Origin of the sequence: Actinotignum vesiculae, from assembly GCF_051267215.1 — a bacterium.
In the GTDB taxonomy this organism is placed as follows: Bacteria; Actinomycetota; Actinomycetes; order Actinomycetales; family Actinomycetaceae; genus Actinotignum; species Actinotignum schaalii.
In genome coordinates this window covers 95,651-121,650 of record NZ_JBOZGG010000004.1, presented here as the reverse complement: position 1 = coordinate 121,650, position 26,000 = coordinate 95,651, and the positions used below count along the sequence as shown (strand labels likewise).

17 protein-coding genes and 2 tRNA genes are annotated in these 26,000 nt (G+C 62.1%); 12 read left to right on the top strand and 7 right to left on the bottom strand.

Translation table 11 applies throughout. The annotated features are described in order from the left end of the window. Window positions 1-328: 328 nt before the first annotated feature. The 3 genes from ACRQHG_RS03640 to ACRQHG_RS03630 all read left to right on the top strand — a co-directional run bounded on the left by ACRQHG_RS03640 (window position 329) and on the right by ACRQHG_RS03630 (window position 3,141). On the top strand, window positions 329-1,306 hold the full coding sequence (locus ACRQHG_RS03640; RefSeq protein ID WP_435719554.1) for a metal ABC transporter substrate-binding protein: 978 nt from the start codon (window positions 329-331) through the stop codon (window positions 1,304-1,306). A gap of 150 nt (window positions 1,307-1,456) precedes the next feature. Then, window positions 1,457-2,281, top strand: a complete 825-nt coding sequence (locus tag ACRQHG_RS03635; RefSeq protein ID WP_435719552.1) for a metal ABC transporter ATP-binding protein — start codon at window positions 1,457-1,459, stop codon at window positions 2,279-2,281. Between the two features lie 23 nt (window positions 2,282-2,304). Beyond that, the gene (locus tag ACRQHG_RS03630; protein WP_035277154.1) at window positions 2,305-3,141 is read left to right on the top strand and encodes a metal ABC transporter permease; all 837 of its coding nucleotides are present in this window, start codon (window positions 2,305-2,307) and stop codon (window positions 3,139-3,141) included. Window positions 3,142-3,289: 148 nt separating this feature from the next. Here ACRQHG_RS03630 and ACRQHG_RS03625 read toward each other — a convergent pair whose 3' ends face one another. Beyond that, window positions 3,290-5,710, bottom strand: coding sequence for a YPDG domain-containing protein (locus ACRQHG_RS03625; RefSeq protein ID WP_435719551.1), 2,421 nt, complete (start codon window positions 5,708-5,710; stop codon window positions 3,290-3,292). Window positions 5,711-6,013: 303 nt separating this feature from the next. Between ACRQHG_RS03625 and ACRQHG_RS03620 the strand changes: the two genes are divergently transcribed. Continuing rightward, window positions 6,014-6,457 carry a hypothetical protein gene (locus ACRQHG_RS03620; protein WP_435719550.1) on the top strand — a complete coding sequence of 148 codons (444 nt, stop codon included), beginning with the start codon at window positions 6,014-6,016 and terminating at the stop codon, window positions 6,455-6,457. Between the two features lie 93 nt (window positions 6,458-6,550). On the opposite strand, the gene ACRQHG_RS03615 is transcribed toward ACRQHG_RS03620, so the two are convergent. Further along, window positions 6,551-6,623 (bottom strand) — tRNA-Arg (locus ACRQHG_RS03615). Window positions 6,624-6,893: 270 nt separating this feature from the next. Between ACRQHG_RS03615 and ACRQHG_RS03610 the strand changes: the two genes are divergently transcribed. Beyond that, entirely contained in the window at window positions 6,894-7,190 is a 297-nt protein-coding gene (locus ACRQHG_RS03610) for a type II toxin-antitoxin system RelB/DinJ family antitoxin (RefSeq protein WP_435719549.1), read from the top strand. A gap of 118 nt (window positions 7,191-7,308) precedes the next feature. Here ACRQHG_RS03610 and ACRQHG_RS03605 read toward each other — a convergent pair whose 3' ends face one another. The 3 genes from ACRQHG_RS03605 to ACRQHG_RS03595 all read right to left on the bottom strand — a co-directional run bounded on the left by ACRQHG_RS03605 (window position 7,309) and on the right by ACRQHG_RS03595 (window position 8,803). After that, window positions 7,309-7,482: a hypothetical protein gene (locus tag ACRQHG_RS03605; protein ID WP_435719547.1), complete on the bottom strand. Its 174-nt coding sequence runs from the start codon at window positions 7,480-7,482 to the stop codon at window positions 7,309-7,311. Window positions 7,483-7,995: 513 nt separating this feature from the next. Continuing rightward, a tRNA-Ser gene (locus tag ACRQHG_RS03600) sits at window positions 7,996-8,083 on the bottom strand. A gap of 123 nt (window positions 8,084-8,206) precedes the next feature. Continuing rightward, window positions 8,207-8,803 (bottom strand): GNAT family N-acetyltransferase, encoded by a 597-nt coding sequence (locus ACRQHG_RS03595; protein ID WP_435719546.1) that lies wholly within the window; start codon window positions 8,801-8,803, stop codon window positions 8,207-8,209. Window positions 8,804-9,282: 479 nt separating this feature from the next. On the opposite strand from ACRQHG_RS03595, the gene ACRQHG_RS03590 reads away from it, so the two are divergent. Continuing rightward, window positions 9,283-10,485 (top strand): sialidase family protein, encoded by a 1,203-nt coding sequence (locus ACRQHG_RS03590; RefSeq protein WP_435719545.1) that lies wholly within the window; start codon window positions 9,283-9,285, stop codon window positions 10,483-10,485. A gap of 224 nt (window positions 10,486-10,709) precedes the next feature. Here the strand turns inward: ACRQHG_RS03590 and ACRQHG_RS03585 are convergent, their stop codons facing one another. Both ACRQHG_RS03585 and ACRQHG_RS03580 read right to left on the bottom strand, forming a co-directional pair. Continuing rightward, window positions 10,710-15,653, bottom strand: coding sequence for an exo-alpha-sialidase (locus ACRQHG_RS03585; RefSeq protein ID WP_435719544.1), 4,944 nt, complete (start codon window positions 15,651-15,653; stop codon window positions 10,710-10,712). A 1,120-nt stretch (window positions 15,654-16,773) separates the two neighbouring features. Further along, window positions 16,774-17,790, bottom strand: coding sequence for a FadR/GntR family transcriptional regulator (locus ACRQHG_RS03580; RefSeq protein ID WP_435719543.1), 1,017 nt, complete (start codon window positions 17,788-17,790; stop codon window positions 16,774-16,776). Window positions 17,791-18,092: 302 nt separating this feature from the next. Between ACRQHG_RS03580 and ACRQHG_RS03575 the strand changes: the two genes are divergently transcribed. The 6 genes from ACRQHG_RS03575 to ACRQHG_RS03550 all read left to right on the top strand — a co-directional run bounded on the left by ACRQHG_RS03575 (window position 18,093) and on the right by ACRQHG_RS03550 (window position 25,927). Continuing rightward, the gene (locus ACRQHG_RS03575; protein ID WP_284889970.1) at window positions 18,093-19,694 is read left to right on the top strand and encodes an ABC transporter substrate-binding protein; all 1,602 of its coding nucleotides are present in this window, start codon (window positions 18,093-18,095) and stop codon (window positions 19,692-19,694) included. Window positions 19,695-19,857: 163 nt separating this feature from the next. Then, a complete protein-coding gene (locus ACRQHG_RS03570) occupies window positions 19,858-20,814 on the top strand; it encodes an ABC transporter permease (protein WP_087070237.1) in 957 nt (318 codons plus the stop codon). A gap of 2 nt (window positions 20,815-20,816) precedes the next feature. Further along, window positions 20,817-22,925: a dipeptide/oligopeptide/nickel ABC transporter permease/ATP-binding protein gene (locus ACRQHG_RS03565; RefSeq protein WP_435719542.1), complete on the top strand. Its 2,109-nt coding sequence runs from the start codon at window positions 20,817-20,819 to the stop codon at window positions 22,923-22,925. A 16-nt stretch (window positions 22,926-22,941) separates the two neighbouring features. After that, window positions 22,942-23,814, top strand: coding sequence for an ABC transporter ATP-binding protein (locus ACRQHG_RS03560; protein WP_087070239.1), 873 nt, complete (start codon window positions 22,942-22,944; stop codon window positions 23,812-23,814). A gap of 4 nt (window positions 23,815-23,818) precedes the next feature. Next, complete coding sequence (locus ACRQHG_RS03555) at window positions 23,819-24,739, top strand: dihydrodipicolinate synthase family protein (protein WP_435713209.1); 921 nt, start codon at window positions 23,819-23,821, stop codon at window positions 24,737-24,739. Window positions 24,740-24,748: 9 nt separating this feature from the next. Further along, complete coding sequence (locus ACRQHG_RS03550) at window positions 24,749-25,927, top strand: ROK family protein (RefSeq protein ID WP_435719541.1); 1,179 nt, start codon at window positions 24,749-24,751, stop codon at window positions 25,925-25,927. Window positions 25,928-26,000 lie beyond the last annotated feature (73 nt).

Below are 26,000 nucleotides of genomic sequence, written 5' to 3'. Positions count from 1 at the left end.
TCTACCCGGGGCCTCCGACAGCAAAATGCGGTGTTCACGCTCGGCTCTGTGGTGTCCACGCTCAGCTCTGTAATGTTCACGCTTGGCTCTCTGGTGTTCGCGTGCGGCGGCGCGGTGGGCGATGTCATATTAAGTAAAAAATGTGGCGCATACTCGGGGAGAAAGTCCCAGCTGCGGGATAAAACCCTCGCGCGCGGCGTTGAGATCGCGTAGGATTAGGCCCCGTCACCAAAAAGTAAGGGTACCCTTACTTACGAGCGTTGGGCTTCCTCACAGGGTGCATCCGATCAGGGCACCAACGCCCAGTATAGCCAGAAAGGGGATGGTGATGGGAATGGGATATCAACGAGGTGCGGTCCGGGCCGGCCTGGCTGCGCTGCTGGCGAGCATGCTTGCCCTGCTGGGGGCCTGCGGAGCTGCGTCGTCGCCGGAAAAAAGCGCGGGAAGCGAGAAACCGCAAGTGCTCACCACCTTCACGGTGCTGGCCGATATGGCGAGCAATATTGCCGGTGAACATATGGAGGTCGCCTCGATCACCAACCCGGGCGAAGAAATTCACGATTATCAGCCCTCGCCCGGTGATATTAAACGCGCGGAAGGCGCGGATATTATCCTGTACAACGGCCTGGGCCTGGAGCGTTGGTTCGAAAAATTCGTGGAGAATTCCACCGCGGAACGCATTAACCTCTCCGACGGCATTGAGCCCGTGGCCATCGCGGAAGGCGATTACCAGGGCAAACCGAATCCGCACGCGTGGATGAGCCCGAAGAACGGCAAGCTGTACGTGGATAATATGGTCGCCGCTTTCGCGAAGGTCGATCCCGCCCACGCTGAGGATTACCGCGCCAACGGCGAAAACTACAAGAAACAACTGGATGCTATCGCCAGCGATATGGACGCGGCCCTGGCCACCATCCCCGAATCCCAGCGCGCGCTGGTGAGCTGCGAAGGCGCATTCTCCTACCTCACGCGCGATCACGGCCTGCAAGAAAAGTACCTGTGGGCGGTCAATGCCGAAGGCGCGCAAACCCCCAAGGCGAAGGCCGACCTCGAGAATTTCGTGCGCACCTCCGGGGTGCGGGCGCTGTTCTGCGAATCCACCGTGGACGACAAAATGGCGTCCGTCGCCGAAGACACCGGTGTTCCGGTGGCCGGCTTACTGTACGTCGACTCGCTTTCCGAGGCGGACGGCCCCGTGCCCACCTACCTCGATTTGCTTCGGTACGACGCCGATCTCATTACCCGCGGGCTGACCGGCAAAGCAGGTGAAGCCGCGGGCGAACCCACGAAACCGGCTGGCAAGTAAACGCTGCTCGCATATAAACACTGCTTGCAGGTGAACGCTGCTAACACGGCGGCGGTAGTCGCCATACATGCAGCTCGCAAGCATGCACAATCGCAGAAAGGCGGAGAAACGGTGGCAACACCAGCAGAAACTCCGAAATACGCTCTTGAGGTGAGCGGTGTTCACGCGCGCTACGGCTCGGTGCAGGCCCTCACCTCGGTGAGCTTCGGGCTGACCCCGGGGGTTATTTGCGCCCTCGTGGGGCAAAACGGCTCGGGTAAATCAACGCTCATGAAATCAATTATGGGATCGGTGCGCCACGGCGGGGATATTACGATCCTCGGTCAGAGCGGCGCGCGGGCCCGCAAAGCCGGCCTGGTCGGCTACGTCCCCCAAAACGAAGGCGTGGACTGGGCATTCCCGGTCAGCGTGCAAGAAGTGGTGACCATGGGCCGCTACGGCTTTATGGGTCCCACCCGTCGCGCGCGGGCCGAGGACCGCGAGGCCGTGCGCCACGCCCTCGACATGGTAGAAATGACTCCCTACGCGGATCGTCAGATCGGTTCGCTGTCCGGCGGGCAGCGCAAACGCGTGTTTATCGCGCGTGCCATCGCGCAGGGCGCCCAGCTCATGCTCCTGGACGAACCCTTCGCCGGGGTGGATAAACCCTCGGAAACCATGATTATTGCGCTGCTCCAAAAACTGGCGGCCTCCGGGGTGACCATCCTGGTCGCCACTCACGACCTGGCCGGCCTGCCCCAGCTGTGCTCCGAAGTGCTCCTCCTCAACCGCCGCGTCATTTTCCACGGCCCGGTGGCCGAGGCCATGAAGCCCGAGCACCTCATGCAGGCTTTCGGCGTCGTCCCCGATCACGGCGAACCGGACCCGGGCGCAGACCCGGCAACCGCTTTGGCCACGGACTCGGCCACAAACCCGGCTACAGACCAGGCAACAAACCCGGCCACGCAGCTGCGCAAGGCAAAGGAGAATCGCTAGTGTGGTACGAACTTTTCGTTGAAATGTGGACGCACCCGTTTATGGTGCGCGGAGCCACGGTCACCCTCACCGCGGCAATTGTGTGCGCGGTCATCAGCTGCTGGCTGGTGCTCATCGGGTGGTCGCTCATGGGCGACGCGCTCTCGCACGCGATTCTGCCCGGCGTGGTCATCGCTTATGTGCTGGGAATGCCCTTCTCCCTGGGCGCGGTTATCGCCGCCCTCATTGCGGTGGCGCTCATTTTCCTACTGCGCTCCACCTCGCGAGTCAAAGAAGACGCCTCCATGGGAGCAGTGTTTACTTTATTCTTCGCGATCGGTTTGATCCTCATCAAACTCAATCCCTCCAATGTGGACCTCAACCACGTGATCTTCGGCGACCTGCTGGGCGTCACGCGCGCGGATATGATCCAGGTGGTGATCCTGGCCCCGCTCGCGCTCGCGATTTTGCTCTTCAAGCGCCGCGACCTGACCGCCTACGCTTTCGACCCCACCCACCTGCAAGCCATCGGCATCCGGGCCCGGAGCCTCGGCGCGATTCTGCTGTTCTGCCTGGCGCTCACGGTGGTCACGGCCATGCAGGCGGTGGGCGCGATCCTCATTATCGCGCTGGTGATCGTGCCGGGCGCCACGGCGTACCTGGTCACCAACCGCTTCCGCGTCATGCTGATTTTCGCGCCGGTTTTCGCGGCGGTATGCGCGCTGGTGGGCCTGTACGTTTCGTACTGGCTCGACCTGCCCTCCGGCGCCGCGGTGGTGACGGCCCAGGGCATTATGTTCCTGGTGGTCTGGTTGATTTCCCCGCACGGTTTGCGCGGCAAGCTCGAGGGCGCGCGCACCCGCGCCGCGGTTTCTGCATAGCACGACGGCGCAGCTAGCCGGCGGCGGCCTTGCCTGCCAAGGGATGTTGCCTGCCGAGGTGCGTTGCTCAACAGGTGTGGCCCGGAACCGCGAAGGTTCCGGGCCACACCTGTTTGTAGCTGGCTTGCGCTGCTTAGCTGGGCGTTACTTAGCCATGCCGGCGCCGTGCCAGCAGACCGGTTCCCACCAAGGCGAGAGCGCCAGCCAGCAGCCACGCACTCTCCGCACCGGTGGCGGGCAGCTTCTTCTTGACGACGCGGGCGGGCTTGCTCGGCGCCGTCGGCTCGGCCGGCGCGGGCGCGGTGCTCGGGGCCGCAGGTGCGGCTGTCGGAGCAACGGTCGGTCCGGCGGTCGGGGCAGCTGTAGGCGCGACCGGAGCTGTCGGCTGGGCCGTGGGCGCTACCGTTGGGTCAGCAGTCGGAGTAACAGTCGGGTCTACCGTCGGCTCGGTGGTTGGATCAACCGTTGGATCGACAGTCGGTTCAACCGTGGGCTCCGGCGGAATCGGTGTTCCCGGGGTGAGCGTCGCGGCCTTCTGGGTGAAGCTCAGCTTCGCGGCCAGAACAGTGCTACTCCCATCGGCAAAAGTCACCTTGATCGGGAGCTCGTGAGTTCCGGTGGCAGCGTCCTTCCCCATTGTCACGGTAAGTGCGCCGTCGTTCGGATTAACCACAACATCCCAGCCCTTCGGCAGGGTCGCGCCGTCATTGAGGGCGTAAGCACCGTTTGCGCTGAGCGCGGGCGTGACCGCAGCGCCGTTCGCATCCGTGAAGCTCGGGGCGGGCACGGCCACGGTGACCGGATCCAGATTCTCGCGCGCGGCGGAGGCCGGCTGGTAAGCAGCGTTCACTGCGGTGACGGTGACCTGCGCCGTCGTGGACACAATATCTTCCACCCAGGTACCCGCGGCGTCCTGCGTTTTCACGGCGCGCTTGTAGGTGACCGGGTAGACGCCGGGCGTGGCGGTATCCACCTGGGACGCGTCGATAATCACGCGGGTGGGAATGCCGGCACCATCCGGGGCATCGTAATTTGCGGTGGAATAGGTGATGACCTGCTTCGCATCGGTGAGAGCTTGCGGATCGCGGTCGCTCGTGAGGGTGGCCAGGTCGAGGTTGCCCGCCTGCGCCGCCTGCTCCGCGAGGCCGCGGATTGTGCTCAGCTGAGCGCGGGAATTATAAGCACTGTACTGCGGAATCGTGATATCGCTGGCCTCCACAACCTTGACCAAGCGCACATGCGCGTTGGAAAGCTCCGCGGCGAGCGGGGCATAAGCGCCCTCGTTCATCGCGATGGGATTGCCCTGGGCATCCACGAAACTGGGCTGCTGGGCGGACATCCCGTAGGTGTAGACCGGCATGATCTGGGCAGCGGTTGCCCCGACCGAGTAGCCCTTATCGCGAATCGCATCCCGAATCGGCATGAGGTCGATCTGGTAGGAATTCACCGTGGCGGTCGAAATCTTCGAGATCATGCTCTCGTAGCCCTCGCATTGCGAGCGCAGCCCATTGGCGTAGGTGGCCTGGTACTGCAGGTTGAAACCATCAGCGAAGGGAACCTTCTTCGCGGCATCCACATCCCGGTGCTTCACCGTGGGCATGGCCTGCTGCACGGCAAGCGGGACCTGGGTGAAGGGGCCGGAGAGGTCGCTGTAATTGGCGGCATCGGATTTTTCCACCGCCACGAACTTACCGGTGGTGCCGTGCTGGCTGGCCGCGCCGCCATTATCGAGCTCGGTGAGCGGAGTGAAACCGCGGAAGCGGATAATCCGCATATAACCCTGCGGCTTCTTCGACATGGCTTCGCCGTAGTCGGTTCCCGAGAGGGTGAGGGTGTGGTTCTTGAGCGAGGCCACCGGCATCAAACCCTTGACCGTGGCAACATCCTGATTGAACTTGAGCGGGACGTCCAGGGTGATCACATCATCCGGGCCGGTAGAAGCCGGGAGAGTGCCGCGGAGCCACACCGTTGCCACGTTATCCCAGTCCGCATCGGTCATCATATCGAGGGTCTTTTGGGTGCCGTCCTTGAGGATGAGCCAGATGGTGACCTTGGTGGACACGTCCGAGTTTGCGAAGAATTCTTTGAGCTTGGGGCCGTCCACAACGAAACCTGAAGCGGCGACCGGGGCGCCGGAGGTGTCGTAAGCAGCATTGCCATCCATCCAGCCCACCTGGTAATTGAGTCCGTAGAGCGGGGAGGTGGTGTTATTACGCACCTGGATGCGCGCGGTGAGCTCGGTGGTTTTGGTGAGGTCGATGAGGTTATTACGCATGCAATCGAGGCGGTTGCCCGGATCCTGCTGAGGGTCGGCCGGCATCGGGAAATTATTCGAAACCGAGCCGTCGGCGGCGCGCAGTTGCATGCCTACGCTGAATTTTGCGTCTTTACCGTTCTTATCTTGCGGGGTGATGAGGCTGCCGTCACCGACTGCCAGGCCCGAAACGATGGCCGGGCTGGGGTTATCCGCGGTGGGAACGTCCGCCACGGCGAGCGGGGCTACGATTCCGCATCCCAGGACCGTGAGGGCGGATAGTGTTCCGACGGCGAGCTTGCGCATCTTTGCCATGATGTCCTATCCAGAGTTGTGGTTACTTATGCTTCTAACCCTAAATGAAATTTAGTGTTAGTTAAAGTGATCGCGGTAGGACAATGTTCAAGTGGTGCGAGCTGGGTGGAGGGCTGGCACGGGGAGGGGCTGGGTGGGGCTGGGTGCGAATCGGCGGTGCTGTGCGAAAAGGAGGCGTGAAGCGGGTGTGCGTCGTCGTAAAAAGGTATAAACTCAAATTATTGAGGTGACAAACTTCGCGCAAGGGTGCGGGGAAAGGGGTCGCCTCGGGTGTCGCGATATTCGCGAGAAGGGTGCACGATCATGGGCGTTATTCGGGGCGTGACGGAAGAAGATATTCTCGCGTTTCTTCGCGAGCACGGCATCGAGGCTGGCGCGAACTACCTGGTGGTGCGCAAGTATCGCGGTCTCCTGGGGGGGATCGGCAAGCTCCTGGTGTCGAACCTGTGGAATGCGATTGACGCGGCGGTGATCCGGGTGCTGGTGGTGACCGATGCCGAGTTTATTGTGATCAATCCGGAGGGGAAGGCGGGGCTGTCGCATATATCGCGGGCGGACGGCGAGCGTTTCCGGCGGTACCCGTGGGAGAGTGTGGTCGATTTTCATGTGGAGCGCAAAGCCACTACCGCGCTTATTAGTTGGACCGCGGAGGGCAAGGCGCAGACCTGGGAAGCGGATATTACCCATCCGGGAGTTTTCAGCTTCAACCCGGTCAATTTGCCGGCTTTCCTGAAGCATTCGCGTTAGGTTGGTTTTGCGGCCGGGCTTGGGGCTTCGGGCTTGAGCGTGGAAAAAGAAATTGCTCCCCACCGGGATTTTGGTCACCGAGGAGGAGCTTCGCGCGCTCGAAGGGATTCGAACCCCCGACCTTCTGATCCGTAGTCAGATGCTCTATCCACTGAGCTACGAGCGCACAGTCACGAGGTGGCTACCACAAGCTCCTCAATAAAAAATTGAGGAGGCGAGCGATTAACCCGCCTCGTTTTGCGACAGATAAGAGTTTACCGCGTTCCCCGGCGAGAGCAAAATCTACAGGCCAGGTGCGTTATGTTTCACATCCGGCCTGGCTGGGTCTGCGGTCAGTGCTGGGTAGTGGTGGCAGGTGTGCTGGCTGGCTGTGTGGGCGCATTCAACCGGACTTAGCCAGAAAGCTCCCACGATCTTGCGCGATCAATGCTATTGTATGTACAAAGTAATGTTGATTGCGCGTAATAGGGTGGTTGTGGTGGCAAATGTATCTTTCCGGACGGATGATGAAACGAAGGCCCAGGCGGCGGAGTTATTCCGTGATCTTGGGTTGGATATGAGTTCTGCCATCAATATGTTTTTGCGGCAGTCGATTGCCAGCAACGGCATTCCGTTCACGCCGCATCGCGGGAACTCGGCCAGTGCCGTGGCGAGAGCTGAAGTTGAGTCCCGCACCGGCGCTTCGTTTGGTAGCGTCGCTGAGCTGATGGCGGATCTCAATGAGGCTGACTAGCGTCTTTCGTACAAATCAGTTCAAGCGTGACGCCAAGGCGCTGTTCAAGATGATCCGGCAAGCATACTGCCGTCCCCTGTCCCCGAGGCCTGGCTCGATTAGGTAAGTGCTGCGCATGCTAACCTTCGTGTACGGCTCCGTGTATGGCTGCCTTATCCTGCGCTCTTTGCGCGATTTTGATCTGAATAGGAGTGGCGGCAGCTTTGACAAGATCCGGATCGGTGATGAGCCGTTCGGGATCAATGTCGGCGTCGCTTTCAATTTCGGCGAGTAGTTCTGCGTCTGTTCTCATTGTTAGAAGCCTTTCCATTCGAGAACTTCCGCTCGACATCGAGCCGTCATCGCGTGAAAATGTCCCGCAGTCCATTGCCCAGGGGCATATATTGAAGAACATCTTGACGCCGACCGGGTTGATCCTCTCGCTGCCAGTGTTGGGTAGCCGGGGGCAGGTAAAAAGTAGGAGCCAGCTATCCCCTCGGTGGGGGAAGAGGATCCCTGACCCTCTTTTCGCCGGCATCTCAATACTATCAGCGTGTAAATCTATCCCACAGCCCCGAACGGAGGCGCTGTTCCTCAAACCGCCCCTTTTATTTTCGTCGCGCACCCCGGTTTGGGGGTACAAATCCACACCCCGGGTTGTACCCCCAAAAGTACCCCCGGAGTACCCCTAAAGACCCCTAAAGACCCGTAAAGAACGGCAACCGGACGAGCGTCCCGCGACCCTCTGGACCCCGACTTTTCCGCATGGTGGCAACAAAAAACTAGCCCTCAGGCCGATTTCTCAATCTGAGAGCTAGATCACATGCGGAGAGTAAGGGATTCGAACCCTTGGTGCGGGGTCGCCGCACAACGGTTTTCAAGACCGTCTCATTCGGCCGCTCTGACAACTCTCCAGGCAGCGCCGCCCACGCGGGCTGCAAAAGGCTAGTTTAGCGTAGTTTCGCGCGCTACCGCACCCGCCTGGATTCTAAATCGGAATGCCAACAGCGCTGCGGTGCTATCTATAGCGCCGCCACCTACACCACCGGCGCCGCCACCTCGAGCTCCGGCCCGAACGTGCCCGCGGTTCCAGAGTGCCCGACTAGTTCAAACTCCCCCACCGGCGTGAACTCCGGCAGCAGGATGCGTTCCATCAGATGCGCATCCATATCCGCCGAGTGGTTGCCGGAATGGGTCATGCCGGTGTCTTCAAATCCCTGGCGAGCGTAGAAGCCGCGCAGCGGCCCCACGCAGTCCAGGCGCACCCGGTCGTAGCCGTAGGTCACGGCCAGCTGAGCCATCGCGGCCAGGATCGCCCGCCCGGCGCCCTTCGCCGCAACGGCCGGATTGGCCATGAGGGTGTGCAGGTAGAGGGCGGGCATATCGTCGAACCAGATGAGCGGGTCGGAATGCAGGGCCCGCACCGCGGCGGTGATGGTGCCGTCAGCCGCGCGCAAAGCCCAGAATTCGCCGGCGTCTACTTGCTCAGCGATCTTCCACACCGGCAGCGAGCCGAGGGGCCATTGGCTGTTGCCGGCGGCGGCCATAGTTTCTTCGATGGTGCGGCGGATGGTGGCGAGGGTAGGGATGTCCTCACGCGTGCACCGGGTTAGGCGAGTCAGTTGAGTGGTCATGAGAGTCGTCGTCCTCCGCAACTCGGTCCCACAGGGGAAATTCGGTCAGGAATTAGCCAGCGCTTGGTATGCATCAGGCAAACATGCGCTGCTGTTAGGTTAGGTTGGGGGTGGCGTCGTCGTACTGGACGAAACACCGGGGGTGTCACGCGGTCATGGGCCGCTGAACCTCAGCGTAAAACAAGAAAAGTCTTCAGTGCAAGCTCTAGTAACGGTCAAGAATCGGTATCGTTGCTGTACGCGAACAGCTGGAAACGCGGGTGGTACCTCCCGGCCTCGCTTGCTGCACACAGGATTTTACACAGCGCGGCGGCCGTGTCAAAACGTGGTGTGCACCACCGGCACGTGCCTCCGTTTCAAGAAGGGCGACGACGCCGCGCCTACCGCCCACCAGCCCTGTTATCCCGCGGAAAAGTGCACGCCAGCAGCCCAGCGCCCGGCCCGCGGCATTAAGTCTGACAACCGCATAGGATGGTGCCATGACTTCACTACATAAGGACCCGCACAATGATCGTGCGCAGGCCACCGCGCCCGGCGCTGGCGCCGCGGCTGGCCGTTCGGCCCGCGCGCTCGTCACCCGTACCGCCGACCGTGATTTCCGCATCCCGGCTGTGCTGCATCGGGATAACCAGCTGACCGTCTTCTTCGATGAACGCCCGCATCCGAGCGGGGATTTTGATTGGGAAAACCTGGGCGGCGCCATGGCTGCCGACCTGCCCAATCCCAATCGGATTTGCTATATCACCGCTGAGCTGCCCGCCGATGCGGGGGCGAGCGCCGCGGACGCGGGCGCTTCTGCCGCAGGCACGCCGCTGCGCGCGCAGGACCTCGACTTTTCCGCGCCGCGCCCGGTTCCGGGAACGCCGGCGGTGTGCGGGGATCCGTGCGTGGCCGGCGCGCCTATGCGCAGTGCTACCGGCGCGGATCCCGCAGCGCCAACCGCCGCCGGGAGCGCCGCCGGGAACTCTGATGGCAACGACGCCGGCATTACCCTGGCCTACGCCGCCTCGGAAGAAATCGGCTACTTTGGCTCGCGTTTCGCTGGGCCGCGCCTGGAAGCCTGGATTGCCTGGGGGAGCAGCCTCGACTCGCTCAGCCATAGCCGGGTGGATGACCAGCTCTATAGCGAGCTGCGCTGCGATGGCCTCTTCGCCACCTCCGGCTCCACGCCGCTGCTGGGCGATACCGCGCTCCTGCCGTATGTCACGAACCGCGGCGGGGAAGCCGTGATCTACGTGGTGCACGTGCGCGCGGGTCAGATTGTGGCGATTTCCGAACCGATCCTCCCGGTCGGCACCCCGGGCCTGGACGAAACTACCCTCGAAGTGAGTGGCGGCGAGGTCATCGCGAATATTCGCCTCCAGGGCCGCGGCGGGCGCGTGGTGGCGCGCTCGAGCGACGGCCTGACCTGGTCCGCGCCGCAGCCCCTCAGCCTCCCCGATCCGGGTTGCAATGCCAAGCTCATCACCTGCGGAGATGGCACCATCCTCATCCACCCGCATTCGGATACCGCGCGGGAGAACGGCGCTATTGTCGACGACGCCGGACGCCTGCTCCGCTCCCTGGGCCCGGGCGAATTCGGTTACTCCGACGCGGTGTGGCTTTCGGATAGCCTCGCCGTCGTTTTTGAACGCGAGAACTCTCTCTACCTCGACCTTATCCCGGGCAGTGAACTGCGCTAACTAAGCTGGGAACGTACCCGCGCGCCGCGCCACGCAACGGGGCCGGGTGAGCTGGAAATCCAGCCCACCCGGCCCCGGTTTGTATCTCGCTTCTCGCGCCGCGAGGTGCTTCTCGGCGCGAGGCGCTACGTGATGCGAAGGTGCTGCATCACCGCGGCGCTACCTCAGCGAGATGAGGTGTTGCCTCAATGGGATGAGATGCCTCTGCGCGAAGCGGGAAGCGCTTAGCGCCGCACGCCAGGCGTGTCGATGCCGTCGCCGTCCCAGTCACCGATGATGAGCTGATCGCCGGGCTTGCCGTAGGCGACGCTCATCACGGTATTGCCCTGCGCATCAGCGGTGTAGATGACGTTGCCGCGGCGCACCCCAACGGTGTCCACGCCGTCGCCATCCCAGTCACCCACGATGACCTCATCGCCCACGCGGCCGAAGCTGAAGACCGCGTCCGCGTTTCCGGATTCCAGGGAGTTCTTCACGAAGAACTGGTTGCCGCGCACCGCCGCGAAAGTCGCGACGCCGTCGCCATCCCAATCGCCGGAGATGAGGGTATCGCTGGCCTTGCCGTAGGCGATAACGCTATCGGCGTTACCGCTGGTCAGCGAGTTCTTCACGAACACCTTATTGCCGCGGATAACCGCGAAGGTGGACTTGCCATCGCCATTCCAGTCACCCACCGCGACCTTGTCGCCGGCCTTGCCGTAGGAGAATACGGTGTCGGCGTTGCCGCCGCCCAGGGAGTTCTTCACGAAGAACTGGTTACCGCGGCGCACGGCCACGGACTTGCGGCCGTCTCCGGTCCAATCGCCCACGAGGAGTTCGTCGCCGGCGCGCCCATAGGAGAAGACGAGATCAGCAACTGTGGATGTCCACGAGTTCGAGAGGAAGTTGGAGTTTCCGTTGGATTCGGGAACCGCCGGTTCGCTCGGCTCCGGGCTAGGAGTCGGGCTCGGGTCCGGAGTACCGGGCGTCGGATCGGGCGAAGGCGCCGGCTTATCGGGCGTCGGATCGGGCGAAGGCGCCGGCTTATCGGGCGTCGGATCCGGCTTGGGGCTCGGGTCCGGAGTACCCGGAGTCGGCTCAGTACCCGGCGTCGGATCCTCGGTACCGGGCGTCGGGCTGGGCTCGGGGCTCGGCTCCACGCAGGTATCGGACACATCCGTCATCTTGTACACGGCGATTTCCGCAGCGGAGGCCAGGGAATCGGCGGTGCGCCCGTAGGTGCCGGTAATGCGCAGGCGCAGGAACTGGGTGTCCTTAGCGTCCACGAAGAAGGTTGCCGGCTCCGGCGAATTCTCGAAGGTGCCTTCGGCAATCTTCACCGCGCTCGCAGCATCCTTACCGGCCCACAGTTCCGCGGAGCGGATGCGGCCGTTATCCCCGCCGGCGCTGCGCGGATGTACATCCACCCGGCCGATATTCTCAGCCTGGGGCAGGGCCAGATCAATATCCAGCGGCAGCTTAATCGTGGAGCTCCACGGGCTATGCCAGATAGTGTTGAGGTCCCCGTCGAAGAGGTTATCGGTGCCGTTATCCTCCCGGGCGGTTTCCGCCGCCACCTCGTTAGCGAGCTTCACGCCCGGCACGTAGACCGGCCGCGATTCGCATTCGCGGTTGATGAGGGTGACCTCGGCGAAACCATTGGCCGCCACCTTGTCACCGGAGGTGATGAGGAAGGGGATGGTCTGGTTACCGTCACCGGCCAGCACCTTCGCACCGATGGTCACCGGCACCTGCACAACGCGGGTCTCCCCGGCCTTGAGGGTGCCCAGCTCCACAGCTTCGGCTTCCCAACCGGCGGGCAGCTCACCGGGGGTGGCCACCACGCCAGCAAGATCCTCGCTGCCCATATTGGTTACCGACAGCGGAATCGTGGACTTACCGCGATATACCTTGGCGTTCTCCGCGGGTACCGCGGAAACAGGCAGGGAGTTCAGCCAATCCAGGGTGAAATGCGCGTAGAGCATGTCATTGTTATCGCCCTCGTAGAAGATGCCATACCGGCCATCATCCATGGCCCACATCGTGGAGTACGACATGGCACCTTGCTTGAACTGCTTACCAACTGACCACGTGCGTCCGTCGTCGTACGAAATACGCACGAGGCCGTTCGAACGCGAGGTCGCGGACGACGAAGAATAAAGCAAAATCTTCGCCTGTGCGCTGCCTTCCGGTGCGTTCGGGAACGCGCGGATAATCGAGGCGTTATTGCGCGGGTCGGGCAGCTGCCATTCGACCTGCATCGGGGTGTAGGTCTGGCCGCCGTCCTTCGAGAAGGCGACCTTGCGGGCCATAATGCCGTCCGAAGAACGCGAGTTGAGCATGACGGTGCCGTCGGAGAGCTCCACGACCTTGTTTTCGTCCATATTGCCGTACACGGGTGCGCCGGGGGTCCAGGTGGCGCCGTTATCGTCCGAGTAGACGGAGACGGCGGCGTAGCCCTTACCGTTCGGCATGGTCATCGTGAACTGCTGGATGAGGCGGCCCTTATGCGGGCCGTACTTGAGCTGGATGCCCGCGCCGGAGGCCGCGAAGCGGGAGCGAATATTCTCATCGAAGGTGATGTCCTTGGTGATGAGGCGCGGCTTGGACCAGGTTTGGCCGTTGTCATCCGAGTAGACCACTTGCGCGTGCAGGGCCCGCCGGTTATCCGGATCGGTGCCCGGCTGGGAATCCTGGAAACGCACATCGTAAGAGAACACCGAGAAGAGGAAAATACGGCCGGTTTCTTCATTCACCACGAAGGAGGGATCGGAGAAGCCGTACTTATCGGCATCGCGGATATGCCCCTTGCCCTGCAGGATTTCCTCCGGTGCCGTCCACGACTTTCCGTTGTCCTTGGAGATGCGGAGAGTGATGTGGTTCGGGTTGGGGGAGTCCATGCAGGAATCCGGGCGGCCGTCATAAGCCGCGAGGATCCAGCCGTTATTCGCCTGGGCGAGGGCCGGGATGCGGTAGCAGTAGTTGTCCTTATCCCCGGCGCGCGCCAGGCGCACGGTTTCCATATCCCCACGTTCGGTGGGGACGGTGGCCGGGTCAGGCCGCTTGCCGATCTCTTCGTTGATCACCTTGATGGCGGGCAGTTCAGCGCGGATATTATCCTGAAGCACCCGTGTGCCCTCGCGATCCTCGGTAGCGCGGAAGACCACATAAGGGGTGAAGGTGCCCTTCTTTGCGTCTTCTGCCGTTACTTTGTAGGTGATCGAGGAGCAACCCTGGGTATCGCCAGCCCGCAAATCACCCCAACGGCAGTTGGGCCTTTCCGTGGTGAGGAACCGGGAAAGGTTGGACTGGTAGGGGAAAGCGGTGATCGTACGATCAGAAATATTCGTATAGGTAACCTTGAAGTTCAGTTCCTGGCCGATACGAACGGTGTTTCCGCCGTCATCGGTGCGTTCGAACTTCACTGTCATGTACTTCTGTGCTTCGGGAACCTCGCCTTCACGATTAACGAGTTGGGTCGACGTCGCAGCGTTGACTCCTACCTTGCCCTTCGCGTTAATGACGAAGTTGACAGTAATAGGTTCCGAGTTCGCAGGTGCGTAATCGGCGATGGTTACAGGAATGTTGACAAGGCGGCTCTCCCCGGCGGCTAGCTTTCCGATCCGTACCGGTTCGGCAGACCATCCACGCGGGAGCTTTCCGGGCGTGAGAACGGGATCGGGAATTTCCGCAGTGCCCTTGTTCGTCACCCGCATCTTGAGAGTTGCCTCTCCGCGGTTAACGACCGTGGGTTCCGGAGTGCTCGTGATCGGGAGCGCGTCGAGCCAGTCTAGCCCGAAGTGGGCGTAGAGCATGTCATTGTTGTCACCTTCGAAGAAGATGCCGTACTTGCCATTATCCAGCGCCCACATCGTGGAGTAGGCCATAGCACCCTTCTTGAACTGCTTGCCTACCGACCAGGTTTTTCCGTCGTCGTACGAAATACGAATGAGGCCGTTGGAACGCGACCGGGCCGACGAGGAAGAGTAGAGCAGGATCTTCGCTTCGTCGCTACCCTCTTCGGCATCAGGGAACGCGCGGATAATTGAGGCGTTATTGCGTGGGTCGGGCAGCTGCCACTCCACCTGCATAGGCGTGTAGGTTTCGCCTCCATCATGCGAGTACGCAACCTTGCGCGCGAGCGTACCGTCTGAGGAACGCGAGTTGAGCATCACGGTGCCGTCGGAGAGCTCCACGACCTTGTTTTCATCCATATTTCCGTAGACAGGCTCTCCGGGCTTCCAGGTGTCGCCATTGTCGTCGGAGTACACAGACACCGCCGCGTAACCGCGACCCGGGACGGTCATGGTGAACTGCTGGATGAGCCGATCCTTGTGGGGACCGTACTTGAGCTGAATACCCGCGCCGGAAGCGGCAAAGCGGGAACTAATAGCGTCATTGAAGGTGATGTCTTTGGTGATGATGCGGGGCTCAGACCAGGTTTCTCCGTTGTTGTCCGAGTAGGACACTTGCGCATGCAGAACATTGCGCGCCTTAGGATCAGTGCCGGGCTTGGAATCCTGGAAACGCACATCGTAGGAGAAGACGGAGAAGAGGAAAATGCGTCCGGTTTTCTCATTCACCACGAAGGACGGGTCAGAATAGCCGTACTTATCGGGGCTATTGAGGTGGCCCTTGCCCTTCAAGATCTCCTTGGGTTCAGTCCAGGACTTTCCGTTGTCCTTGGAAATACGCAGGGTGATGTGGTTGGGGTTGGGGGAGTCCATGCAGGAATCGGGCCGGCCGTCGTAGGCCGCGAGGATCCAACCATTATTTGCCTGGGCGAGAGCTGGAATGCGGTAGCAGTAATTCGGCTTATCTCCCGCACGAGCCAGAGGCACGGTTTGCATATCCTGGCGATCAGTGGGAATAGTAGCCGGATCTGGTTCCTTAGGTGCCTGTTCATTGATAAGGGTTACCGACTTTAGTTCTTTCCGGATTCCATCTTGGAGAACTTTCTTGCCGGCGGTATCGGCTGTGGCGCGGAAAACTACGTAAGGGGTGAAGCTGCCGGTCTTCGCAGCTTCGGCGGTCACCGTGTAGCTAATGCTGGTGCAGCCTTGGGTTTGACCGGGGCGCAGATTTCCCCAACGGCAGTTCGGTCGTCCGGTAGTGAGGAAACCGGATAGATTCGAATCGTACGGGAAGGCGGTGAAGGTCTTGTCCTTCGTCAGATTTGTGTAGGTCACCGCAAAAGTCATCTTTTGGCCGATGCGGAGCTCGTCCCCGTTGTTGTCAGTACGCTCAAATGTCACCGACATAAGTTCGGGCGCCGAAGTTTCTGAAGCGCTCGGTTTTTCCGCCTCCGAAGCTTCGGTGCTCTCGACTGCTCTCTCAGTAGTCTCGGCGGCTCTATTAGTAGGTTCAAGTTGAGCTTTCGCTGTTTTCTGGCGTGCTCTCCGCGGCGAGAGCCTTGACGTGCCTGATTCTAATTCGTCAGCAGTGAGGGCCGGCTGCGCAGTCTCGAGGACTTCCGCTGCCTGAGGTTCGGGCTGCGGGGGCGTTTCCCCCGGGCTGGCCCACGCTGTCAACGGCGTGACCGTGAGAGCAACCGTGGCCGACAGTGCCACGAATGCACTCCACCCACGCCGGGCGCGAGGAGTTGACATTGTGCTGTTACCTTTCTGGCAGACATCATCGTCTCGTCTGACGCTATTGTCAGACAACAACGAAAATAGCACAGCAACTCCGCGCTTGGAAAGTTATTGTCAGACAATAATGCCCAGTGGAACAGCGTTCCGGTCACATAAAGCAGCGTTTCGAGCGCACGGAACGTCGTTGTGGTCATGCTGTGGAACGTCGGTTGGTCGCGCGAAATATCGTTTCAGTACGGGTCGCGGCCGCGGTGGGTCCATTTCTCCGCACTTCGGTACGACGGCGCAGCTCAGTCGGCACGTACTTCCGCGATGAAGTTCAATGCCCCGGTAAGAATATCTGACATGGCTAGATAGCGCTCCACCGGGGCTCCGCTACAAGCCTATCGGGATGGGAACACCGAAACAATGATTCCGGGCTAATAGGGGTGCGTAGTGCAAACTCAGAGCGGAAATCTGGCCAAAATGGTGCGTAGATTTGCATCCTGTTGTGGTGGGGCTACCGGCCGCAAACAGAGATCCAGCCCACTCCCGACCGAAGTCGGGGCGGGCTGAACGATTATGTATATTCTAGCCAACTATGGGATCCATGGACAAGATGTGCATCCTGAGCCGTACGGGGCGTGTAGTGTGCGTTAGAGACATGAAATCGCCCCGAAACGGTACTCTCCCGCACACTTTGTTTCGCCTGATGCCGGGACACCGGCATCCCGCCTCACAACACCCCGGAAACCCGCGATGTCGGATCCGCAATATCGGCAAAGGAGGCGGCCCGCTGTGCCCGCGCGGCAATATCAGCGGCGCGCTCGGCTCGTTCGGCCCGCTCAGCCTCGCGCTGCTGGGCAGCGGCCTGAGCGGTCAGCGCCTCCGGCGGCGCTTCCGGATCCTCACAATCTCCGAGCGCACTTTCCGCACTTTCCGCGCCGCTTCCCCCGGACCCCTCCGAACTCCCGGAATTCGCCCGCTGCTGGGCGGCTTCGTGCCGGTCAATAATCATATTGAGGGGCCGGTAGTGGTCAATGACCGCCCCGCGATACGCGAAAATATCACCATCTTCGGCGGCCTGAATAATACGTTTATGCGCCTGAGCGGTTTCTAGGAGAAGTTCGTCGACGTCGTCGTTTAAATCGCGCAGCGCAATAGAGTGCACCACCCACAGTGCCGTGACCATCTCCAACGCGACCTCGTTATCGAGCGCGGACGTCATCGCAATATGGAATTCAATATCTTCGTGCTGGAAGTTTTCCCCGCGCAGCGCTTTTTCGGTCATCCGCGCCACGATGTCGTGCAGATTATCGTGATGGGTGCCCGACAGTGCCCGCACCACACCTTCCGCCATCCCCAGGTCCAGGTATTCGCGCAGCTGAGCCACGCTTTCCACCGCACCTGTGCCCGCACCGGCCCGCGCGGAGGAGCGCAGCAGCAAGGATTCAACCAGCGGGGAGAGTGACATATTCGCCACCTGGGTGCCCTTCCCGCGCTGCGAGGTGACAATATCCAGCGCGGCCAGCTTGGACAGCGCCTCGCGCACCGAGGAGCGCGAAACCCCCAGCTCGCGGCACAGCTCCGCTTCGGTGGGGAGCTTCGCGCCGGGTTGCAGGCGTTCTTCAATAATTCGCTGTTTCAAAGCGTCCATGACCAAATCGGCGCGATCCGAGCCGGAACGGGGGTGGCCGCCGGTGACCCGCATAGCGCCCTGCGTGGCATGTGACTGCGCGTCGTCGGGCATCATGACACCTAAGGTATCGGAAAACGGATGTTTTCAAAAGATGTGCGCAGGAATATTGAATAGGGTCACGTTACGCGTGGTATCGCGCAGGAACGACGACGCCGCACAGCTGCCCACGCACCCATATCTCAGGTTCATCACAAATTGGTCACAGTTTGCTCACAAGCCAGATATCGGGCTTGCACAAAGTTGTCAGACAATCTAGAGTCATAGCTACGCGACGCTAAAGATGGTTGTCGCACGCGAAAAAATAGCGGAAATTCGGCAGTGAATTTCCGGAAGAACTCAAAGGAGAGGACACTTCAATGACACGCATGAAGTGGGGCGCCAAGGCCACGGCCGTGCTGGCCGCTGGTGTGCTGGCGCTGTCCGGCTGCGGTGGCGGTGGATCTGACACCGGCAAGAGCGGTGGAGATGCACCCGAGAAGGCCGCAGTTCCCTCGGGACAGCCGGCAAAGGGTGGCACCATTCGCGCGGCGGCCGCCTACGAATCCAATAACTACCATCCCTCGTCCACCTCGTCCGCGCTGGCAACCGGCGCGAATATGCACGTGGTGGAGGGCCTGTACGAACTGGATTACCACGATTACAAGCCCTACCGCGCCCTGGCGAAGGAAGATGCTCCCACCAAGGTGACCGATACCCAGTACGAAGTTTCGCTGCGTGATGGCGCGAAGTTCTCGGACGGCACCCCGGTGACCACGGACGACGTGGTCAAGTCCTTCGAGCGGTCCACCGCTGAAGGCAATATCTACCTGCCGATGCTGAGCTTCATTGACAACGTGCAGAAGAAGGATGACACGACCGTCACCATCAACCTCAAGCACCCCTTCTCGCTGGTCAAGGAGCGCCTGGCCCTCGTCAAGATCGTTCCCGCCTCGATGAGCGATGATGATCTGACCGCCAAGCCCGTGGGTACCGGCCCGTGGAAGTACGACGAGATCACCAGCGCCCACATCAAGTTCTCCCCGAATGAGAACTACAACGGCCAGTTCCCGGCCACCGCGGAAGCGATGCAGTGGGAGATCCTCAAAGACGACACCGCTCGTACCACCGCTTTCCAGCAGGGCACCGTCGATGTTATCGAAGCTGCCCCGGCCGATGCCGAAGCTCTGATCAAGGGCGCCGGCGGCGTGATCGACGCGGTTCAGGGCTTCAACCTGCCCTTCCTGCTCTTCAACACCAAGAAGGCTCCGCTCGATAACAACAAGGTGCGCCAGGCGTTCTTCTATGCCATTGACACCGACAAGCTCATCTCCAACGCCCTTTCGGGCAACGCGAAGGCCGCCAAGTCCTTCCTTCCGGAGAACCACCCGAACTTCCACGAAGCTTCCACGGTCTACACCTACAACCCGGAAAAGGCCAAGGAACTCCTCAAGGAAGCCGGTGTTGAGAACCTCGACATCAAGCTGCTGACCACCGATCACCCGTGGATCACCGCTCTGGCTCCCCAGATCAAGAACGACCTGGCTGCCGTCGGTATCAACGCGACCATCGAATCCCAGGCTTCCTCGGCTCTCTACGCCAATAACCTGGACGTGGACAACCCGACCTTCGATGTCACCCTGGCCCCCGGCGACCCCTCGGTCTTCGGTCAGGACCCCGACCTCCTGCTCAGCTGGTGGTACGGCGATAACACCTGGACCAAGAAGCGCACCCAGTGGGGCGGCTCCGAGAAGTTCAAGGAACTGCATCAGTACATGGACAAGGCCGTCACCCTCGAAGGCGACGCCCAGCAGCAGGAATGGAACAAGGCCTTCGACCTCGTTGCCGAAGAAGTTCCGCTCTACCCGCTCTTCCACCGTCAGATGCTGACCGCGTACTACCCGGACAAGGTCACCAACTTCTCCCCGATTTCGACGACCGGCCTTGATTTCATCAACGCTGGCTCCGCGGCTGGAAAGTAAATAATCCCGTGAATCAGCGCTGACGACACGCGCGGCGCTGGCTCAAAGAACACACGGTAATGCGAGGGCCGGGGGTGGTGTAAACCCCACCCCCGGCCCGAGCTTTGCCCAAATACTCCCCTATACTCAACGCGGGGCACCGCAGCCCCGAGGAGATATCGCAGTGAACAACCTTCTCAGACTCATCGGGCGCCGCCTGCTGGTGCTCCCGATCATGGTTCTGGGCGTTGCCTTCCTCGTCTTCTTCCTGATGTCCTTCTCTAAGATCGATCCGGCCTACTCGGCCCTCGGTGAAGGTGCATCCCAGGAAGCCCTGGAAGCCTATCGTGACACCATGGGACTCAATGATCCCTGGCTCGCTCAGTTCTGGAACTTCCTCGTCAACTTCGTGCAGGGTGACCTCGGCACGTATGGCGCCAACCAAGCTTCGGTGGCCGAACGTGTGGGTGAGGCCTTCCCCATCACCATGCAGCTGACCTTCCTCGGCCTTATTATCGCCGTCATTCTCGCGTTCGTCTTCGGTGTCCTCGCCGCGCTCTACCGCGACAAGTGGCCCGACAAGATCATCCGCGTCTTCTCCATCGCCTTCATCGCGACGCCGTCCTTCTGGCTGGCCGTCCTCATGATCCTGGCGTTCTCCGTCAATATGCCTCTGCTTCCGGCATCCGGTGCCCTGCCGCCCTTCGGTGAAGACCCGGCCGGCTGGCTGGCGCGCATGGCGCTGCCGGCTATCGCCTTGGGCGTCCCGGTGGCCGGTTCCCTCACCCGTGTTATTCGTACCTCGATGGTGGAGGAACTGGATAAGGATTACGTGCGTACCGCTATCGGTGCGGGTATCCCCAAGCGCGTGGTGGTGTCCCGCAACGTGCTGCGCAATGCCCTGATCTCCCCGGTGACCGTGCTCGGCCTGCGTATCGGCTACCTCATGGGTGGCGCTGTGGTTATTGAAGTTATTTTCAACCTGCGCGGCATGGGTATGGCCATCCTCGAAGGCGTCCAGCAGAACTACCCCCTCCTGGTGCAGGGCGTGGTCCTCGTGGTGGCCCTGGCCTTCATCGTCGTCAATATTGTGGTTGACATGCTTTATGTGCTGATCAACCCGCGTATCCGGGAGGTCTAAATATGAGGCGTAAACTCACGGAAAAGATGGAACGCCCGGGCGTCCGGTTCAAGCGTTTCCGCAATATGACTCGCGGCGCCCAGTTGTGCGTCGTCGTTCTGGTGCTCATCGCCCTCGCGGCCGTTTTCGCACCCCTTATTTCCCCGCACGATCCGCAGGCCATTGAAGTGGCCCGTCAGGCACCCAACGGTGATTTCCTCTTCGGTACTGACGAAAAGGGCCGTGACATTCTCTCCCGCATGATCTACGGTGCCCGCTACTCGCTGGTCATCGGCTTCGCCGCCACCGCTTTCGCGCTCTTCTTCGGTGCGATCTTCGGTGCGCTGGCGGCGGTATCCCGCAAGTGGATTTCCGAAGTGATCATGCGCTGCATGGACATCATCATGTCCTTCCCCGGCATCGCGCTGGCCGCGGTGTTCGTCTCCGTATTCGGTAATACCCTGCCCGTCATTATTATGGCGATCGGCTTCCTTTACATTCCGCAGATCACCCGCGTGGTGCGCGCGAATGTCATGAGCGAATACGGTGAAGATTACGTGCGCGCGGTCATCGTTTCCGGCGCGCGGGCCCCCTGGATCCTCGTCAAGCACGTGGCGCGCAACTGTATCGCCCCGGTCATGGTGTTCACCACCGTGCTCGTGGCCGATGCGATTGTTTTCGAAGCCTCGCTGTCCTTCATCCAGGCCGGCATCGCCGAACCCACACCCACCTGGGGTAATATCCTCGCCGACGCTCGCGGCGGCGTGCTCCTGGGCCGGTGGTGGCAGGCGCTCTTCCCGGGCCTGGCCATTATGATCACGGTGCTCTGCCTCAACATCCTCTCCGAAGGTCTCACGGACGCCATGGTGGCGGCCCCGAAGGCCGCGGCCGTTCCCGATAATGTGGACGCGAACGCCAAGCGCGAAGAGGACCGCCTCCTCGTGGACCCGGTGGCCGCTTACGCCGCCCAGCACGATGCGCTGGTCCAGCGCCTGGAGGAACTACGCCAAGCCGAAGAACGCCGCAGCGACCGCTTCGAACCCACCTCGCAGGAGGCCCCGGTTATCGAAGTGCGCGACCTGTGCATCAAGTTCCCGCGCCACGGCGATGTCAATGTGGTGGACCACGTGTCCTTCAATGTGCGCGCCGGTGAAACTATGGGCCTCGTGGGTGAATCCGGGTGCGGTAAGTCCATTACCTCCCTGGCGATTATGGGCCTGCTCGATAAGTCCGCCGATATTAGCGGTGAGATCATGTTCAACGGGCAGAACCTCCTCGACCTCACCCCCAAGCAGCACAATGAACTGCGCGGGCATGAGATCGCGATGATCTACCAGGACGCCCTGTCCTCCCTCAACCCCTCCATGCTCATCAAGGCACAGATGAAGCAGCTGACCAGCCGCGGGGGTACCCGCACCGCCGAAGAGCTCCTCGAGCTGGTGGACCTGGATCCCAAGCGGACCCTGGAGTCCTACCCGCACGAACTTTCCGGCGGCCAGCGCCAGCGCGTGCTTATCGCCATGGCGCTCACCCGTGACCCGAAGCTGGTTATCGCGGACGAACCGACCACCGCGCTTGACGTGACCGTCCAGGCTCAGGTGGTGGAGCTTCTCAACCGCCTGCGCAAGGAACTCGGCTTCGCGATGGTCTTCGTGTCCCACGATTTGGCGCTCGTTGCCGAAGTGGCCCACTCGATTACCGTCATGTACGCCGGTCAGGTTGTGGAGCAGGCTTCCACCAAGGAACTGCTCACCGACCCGCACCACGAGTACACTCGCGGTCTGCTCGGCTCGGTGCTCTCCATCGAAGCGGGTGCCGGCCGGCTCCACCAGGTGCCCGGCACGGTTCCTTCGCCGCGCGACTTCCCGAAGGGCGACCGTTTCGCCCCGCGGTCCTCGCACCCGACGGTGGGCTTGGACACCCGCCCGATTATGAAACGCGTGGGCGAGACGTGGCACTTCTACGCCGCCCAGCCCGATGCTCCGGATCCGGCCACCACCAACCTGGTGCCCAAGGAATCGGTGGGCGCGTCCAGCCCCACCGAAACCGCGAGCCCCGCCGCAGCTCCCGCTGCTGGTGATGCCGCTGGTGGAAGCGCCGGCGCTCCCACCGGCCCGGATGCCCAGAAGTGACGAAGGAGGAAAGATCATGACTACTCTGGATACCGAAGCTCGTCACGCTGCCGGCGCGCGCGCCGCTGACCGGCCTGCCCTGTCCGATGTGCCGATTATCGAGTTGCGCGACGTCGACGTCACCTTCCGCACCCGTACCGGTTCCATCTTCAATCCGAATAAGGTGCGCGCCGTGCGCGGCGTCAACCTTTCCCTCATGCCCGGCCAGACCATCGGTCTCGTTGGCGAATCCGGTTCCGGTAAGTCGACGACGGCCAATGTGATGTGCGGACTCCAGTCACCCACGGGCGGCCAGGTATTTTTCAAGGGCGAAGAAGTCACGAAACGTACCGCTGCCCAGCGCCGCCATATCGGCCGCGTGGTCTCGGTGGTGTTCCAGGACCCGGCCACGGCGCTCAACTCGCGCATGACGGTCCGGGACCAGCTCCTCGACCCGATGACGGTCCACAAGATCGGCACCCGCGAAGAACGCTACGAGCGCGTCAAGGACCTCATCGGCATGGTGGGTCTGCCTAAATCGGCGCTCGATGCGCTGCCCGGGCAGCTGTCCGGTGGGCAGCGCCAGCGCGTGGCTATTGCCCGTGCGCTGGCCGTGGGCCCGGACGCGATTATCGCGGACGAACCCACCTCGGCCTTGGACGTGTCCGTGCGCGCCCAGATCCTCAACCTGCTCACCGATCTCAAGCGGGATCTGGGGCTGGCGATGGTTTTCATCACCCACGATATTCAGACGGTGCGTTACGTATCGGACAAGATCGCGGTGATGAATCACGGAGAGATCGTGGAATGGGGAGACGCCAAGGACGTGCTCCACAATCCGCAAAATGACTACACGAGAACACTTTTGGCAGCGGCGCCGTCGCTGCTCCATCCGAAATTGGAGGCATAGTCCCATGTCAGATCCTCGTTTCCGCGGCGTTATCCCCCCGACAGTGACGCCGCTGACCGAAGAACGCGAACTCGATAAGGAATCCTTCGCGCGCTCGCTCAACCGGATGCTCGACGCCGGAGTGCACGGCCTGTTTGTGCTCGGTTCGACTTCCGAGGTGGTTTTCAGCACCGATGCGCGTCGTCGTGAAATCCTCGAAACCGCGGTGGAAGTTGCGAACGGGCGCGTCCCGGTGCTCGCCGGCGTTATCGATATGCAAACCGAGCGCATGATCGAGCACGCCCGTGACGCGCAGTCCATCGGGGTGGACGGCATCGTCGCCACCGCACCGTTCTACGCGCTGGGCGGGGAAGCGGAAATCGAAGCGAACTTCCGTTACATCCGCGACGCCGTGGACCTGCCGCTTTTCGCGTACGACATCCCGGTGTGCGTGCACAAGAAGCTCTCCATTGACCTGCTCATGCGCCTCGGGAGCGAAGGCGTACTGACCGGCGTCAAGGATTCTTCTGGCGACGACGTTAACTTCCGCTTCCTGCTGGAGGAGAACAAGGCCGCCGGTAAGCCGCTCAACATCCTGACGGGTCACGAAGTGGTTGTTGATGGCGCCTACATGGGCGGTGCGGACGGCTCCGTTCCGGGCCTGGCCAATGTGGCACCGCGCCCCTACGTGGAGCAGTGGGATGCCGCGCAGGCCGGCGACTGGGCTCGCGTGGCCGAATTGCAGAACGAGCTCGCCCACCTCATGCGCATCGTCATGGTGCCCAAGGGCGTGCAGGGCTTCGCGGGTGGCGTGGGTGCCTTCAAGGCGGCCATGAAGGAACTGGGGGTTATCGCCTCCAACCAGATGCCGCGGCCCGTCAAGGCCCTCGAAGGTGAGAACGTCGAAGCTATTCGCGGCGTACTCGCCAGCTGCGGGCTGCTCTAAGGAGCACTCATGAAGGTAGCACCGTTCCAGCCCGGGTCTGAGTTCTCGCTGCTCGGGCTGGATATCGGGGGAACCAAAATCGCGGGGGCGGTGGTGACCTTTGCGGCCACCGCTCCGGGCGGTGATGCGGGCGCGGGCGCCGGTCACGCGGGCGCTGACCGCGCGGCCGGGGTACTGGCCGCGGGTGGAGCGGGCGTGGAGCCCGCCGCGCTCCCGGCCCCGCGCATCTCCCTCGAAGCCAGTATTCCTACCGAAGCGCGGCGCGGCGGAGCGCGCGTGCTGGCGGATATCGCGGATTTCGCGGAGCGCCAGATCGCGGCAGCCAGCGCCGCCGGAACGCCGGTGCGCGGAATCGCTATCGCCAGCGCCGGGGTGGTGGACGTGGAGAGCGGATGCATCGCCTCCGCCACGGACACCATGCCCGGCTGGGGCGGTCAGCCCCTCGGCCCGCATCTTGCCGAACGCTGCGGTCTGCCGGTGCGCGTCCTCAATGACGTGCACGGCCACGCCCTCGGGGAAGCAACCTACGGGGCGGGAGCCGGCGCGCGTACCGCCCTCGTCATCGCGGTGGGAACCGGGCTGGGCGGCGCGGCTGTTATTGACGGGCGCATCCTCTTCGGCGCACACGGGGTGGCCGGCCACTTCGGCCATATTCACCATCCTTACGCCGCCGGGTTGGTGTGCTCCTGCGGGCGCGATGGCCACGTGGAATCGGTGGCCTCGGGTAGCGGGGCGGCCCGCCTCTACGCCAAGCGCCAGGCCGAAGCCCACGTGGAGGGTGCGAGTTACGCTGCCGCGGCAGCGGCTTCCCTCACCGGGATCGCCGATGTCCCCGAAAGTGCCTACCTGCGGGCCCCGGGCGCGCAGCGCCCCGTCGTCGTACGTGGAGGCCGGGAACTGAAAGCCCTCGTGGACGCGGGCGATATGTTCGCGCGCGAGGTGTTCACGGACGGTGCTTTCGCGCTCGGGCAGACCCTGGGCGGGCTGGCGAATTCCTTCGACCCGGACGTTATTATCCTGTCCGGCTCGCTCGTTCACGTGGGCGAGTTCTGGATGGACGCGCTGCGCGAGGGCTATCGGCGCGATGCCATGGTGGGCACCGCCGCCACCCCGATTGTGGAGGGTAGCCTAGGGTCGCAGGCCCCGCTCATCGGCGCGTCCGTTCACTTCTTGCACACCGCGGGCTAGCGCGGCGGGCGGGTGGCGTGCCAAACGCGCTGCGCAACGCTAAACGCGCTGTGCCGGCGCCGGCCGCGCGCCA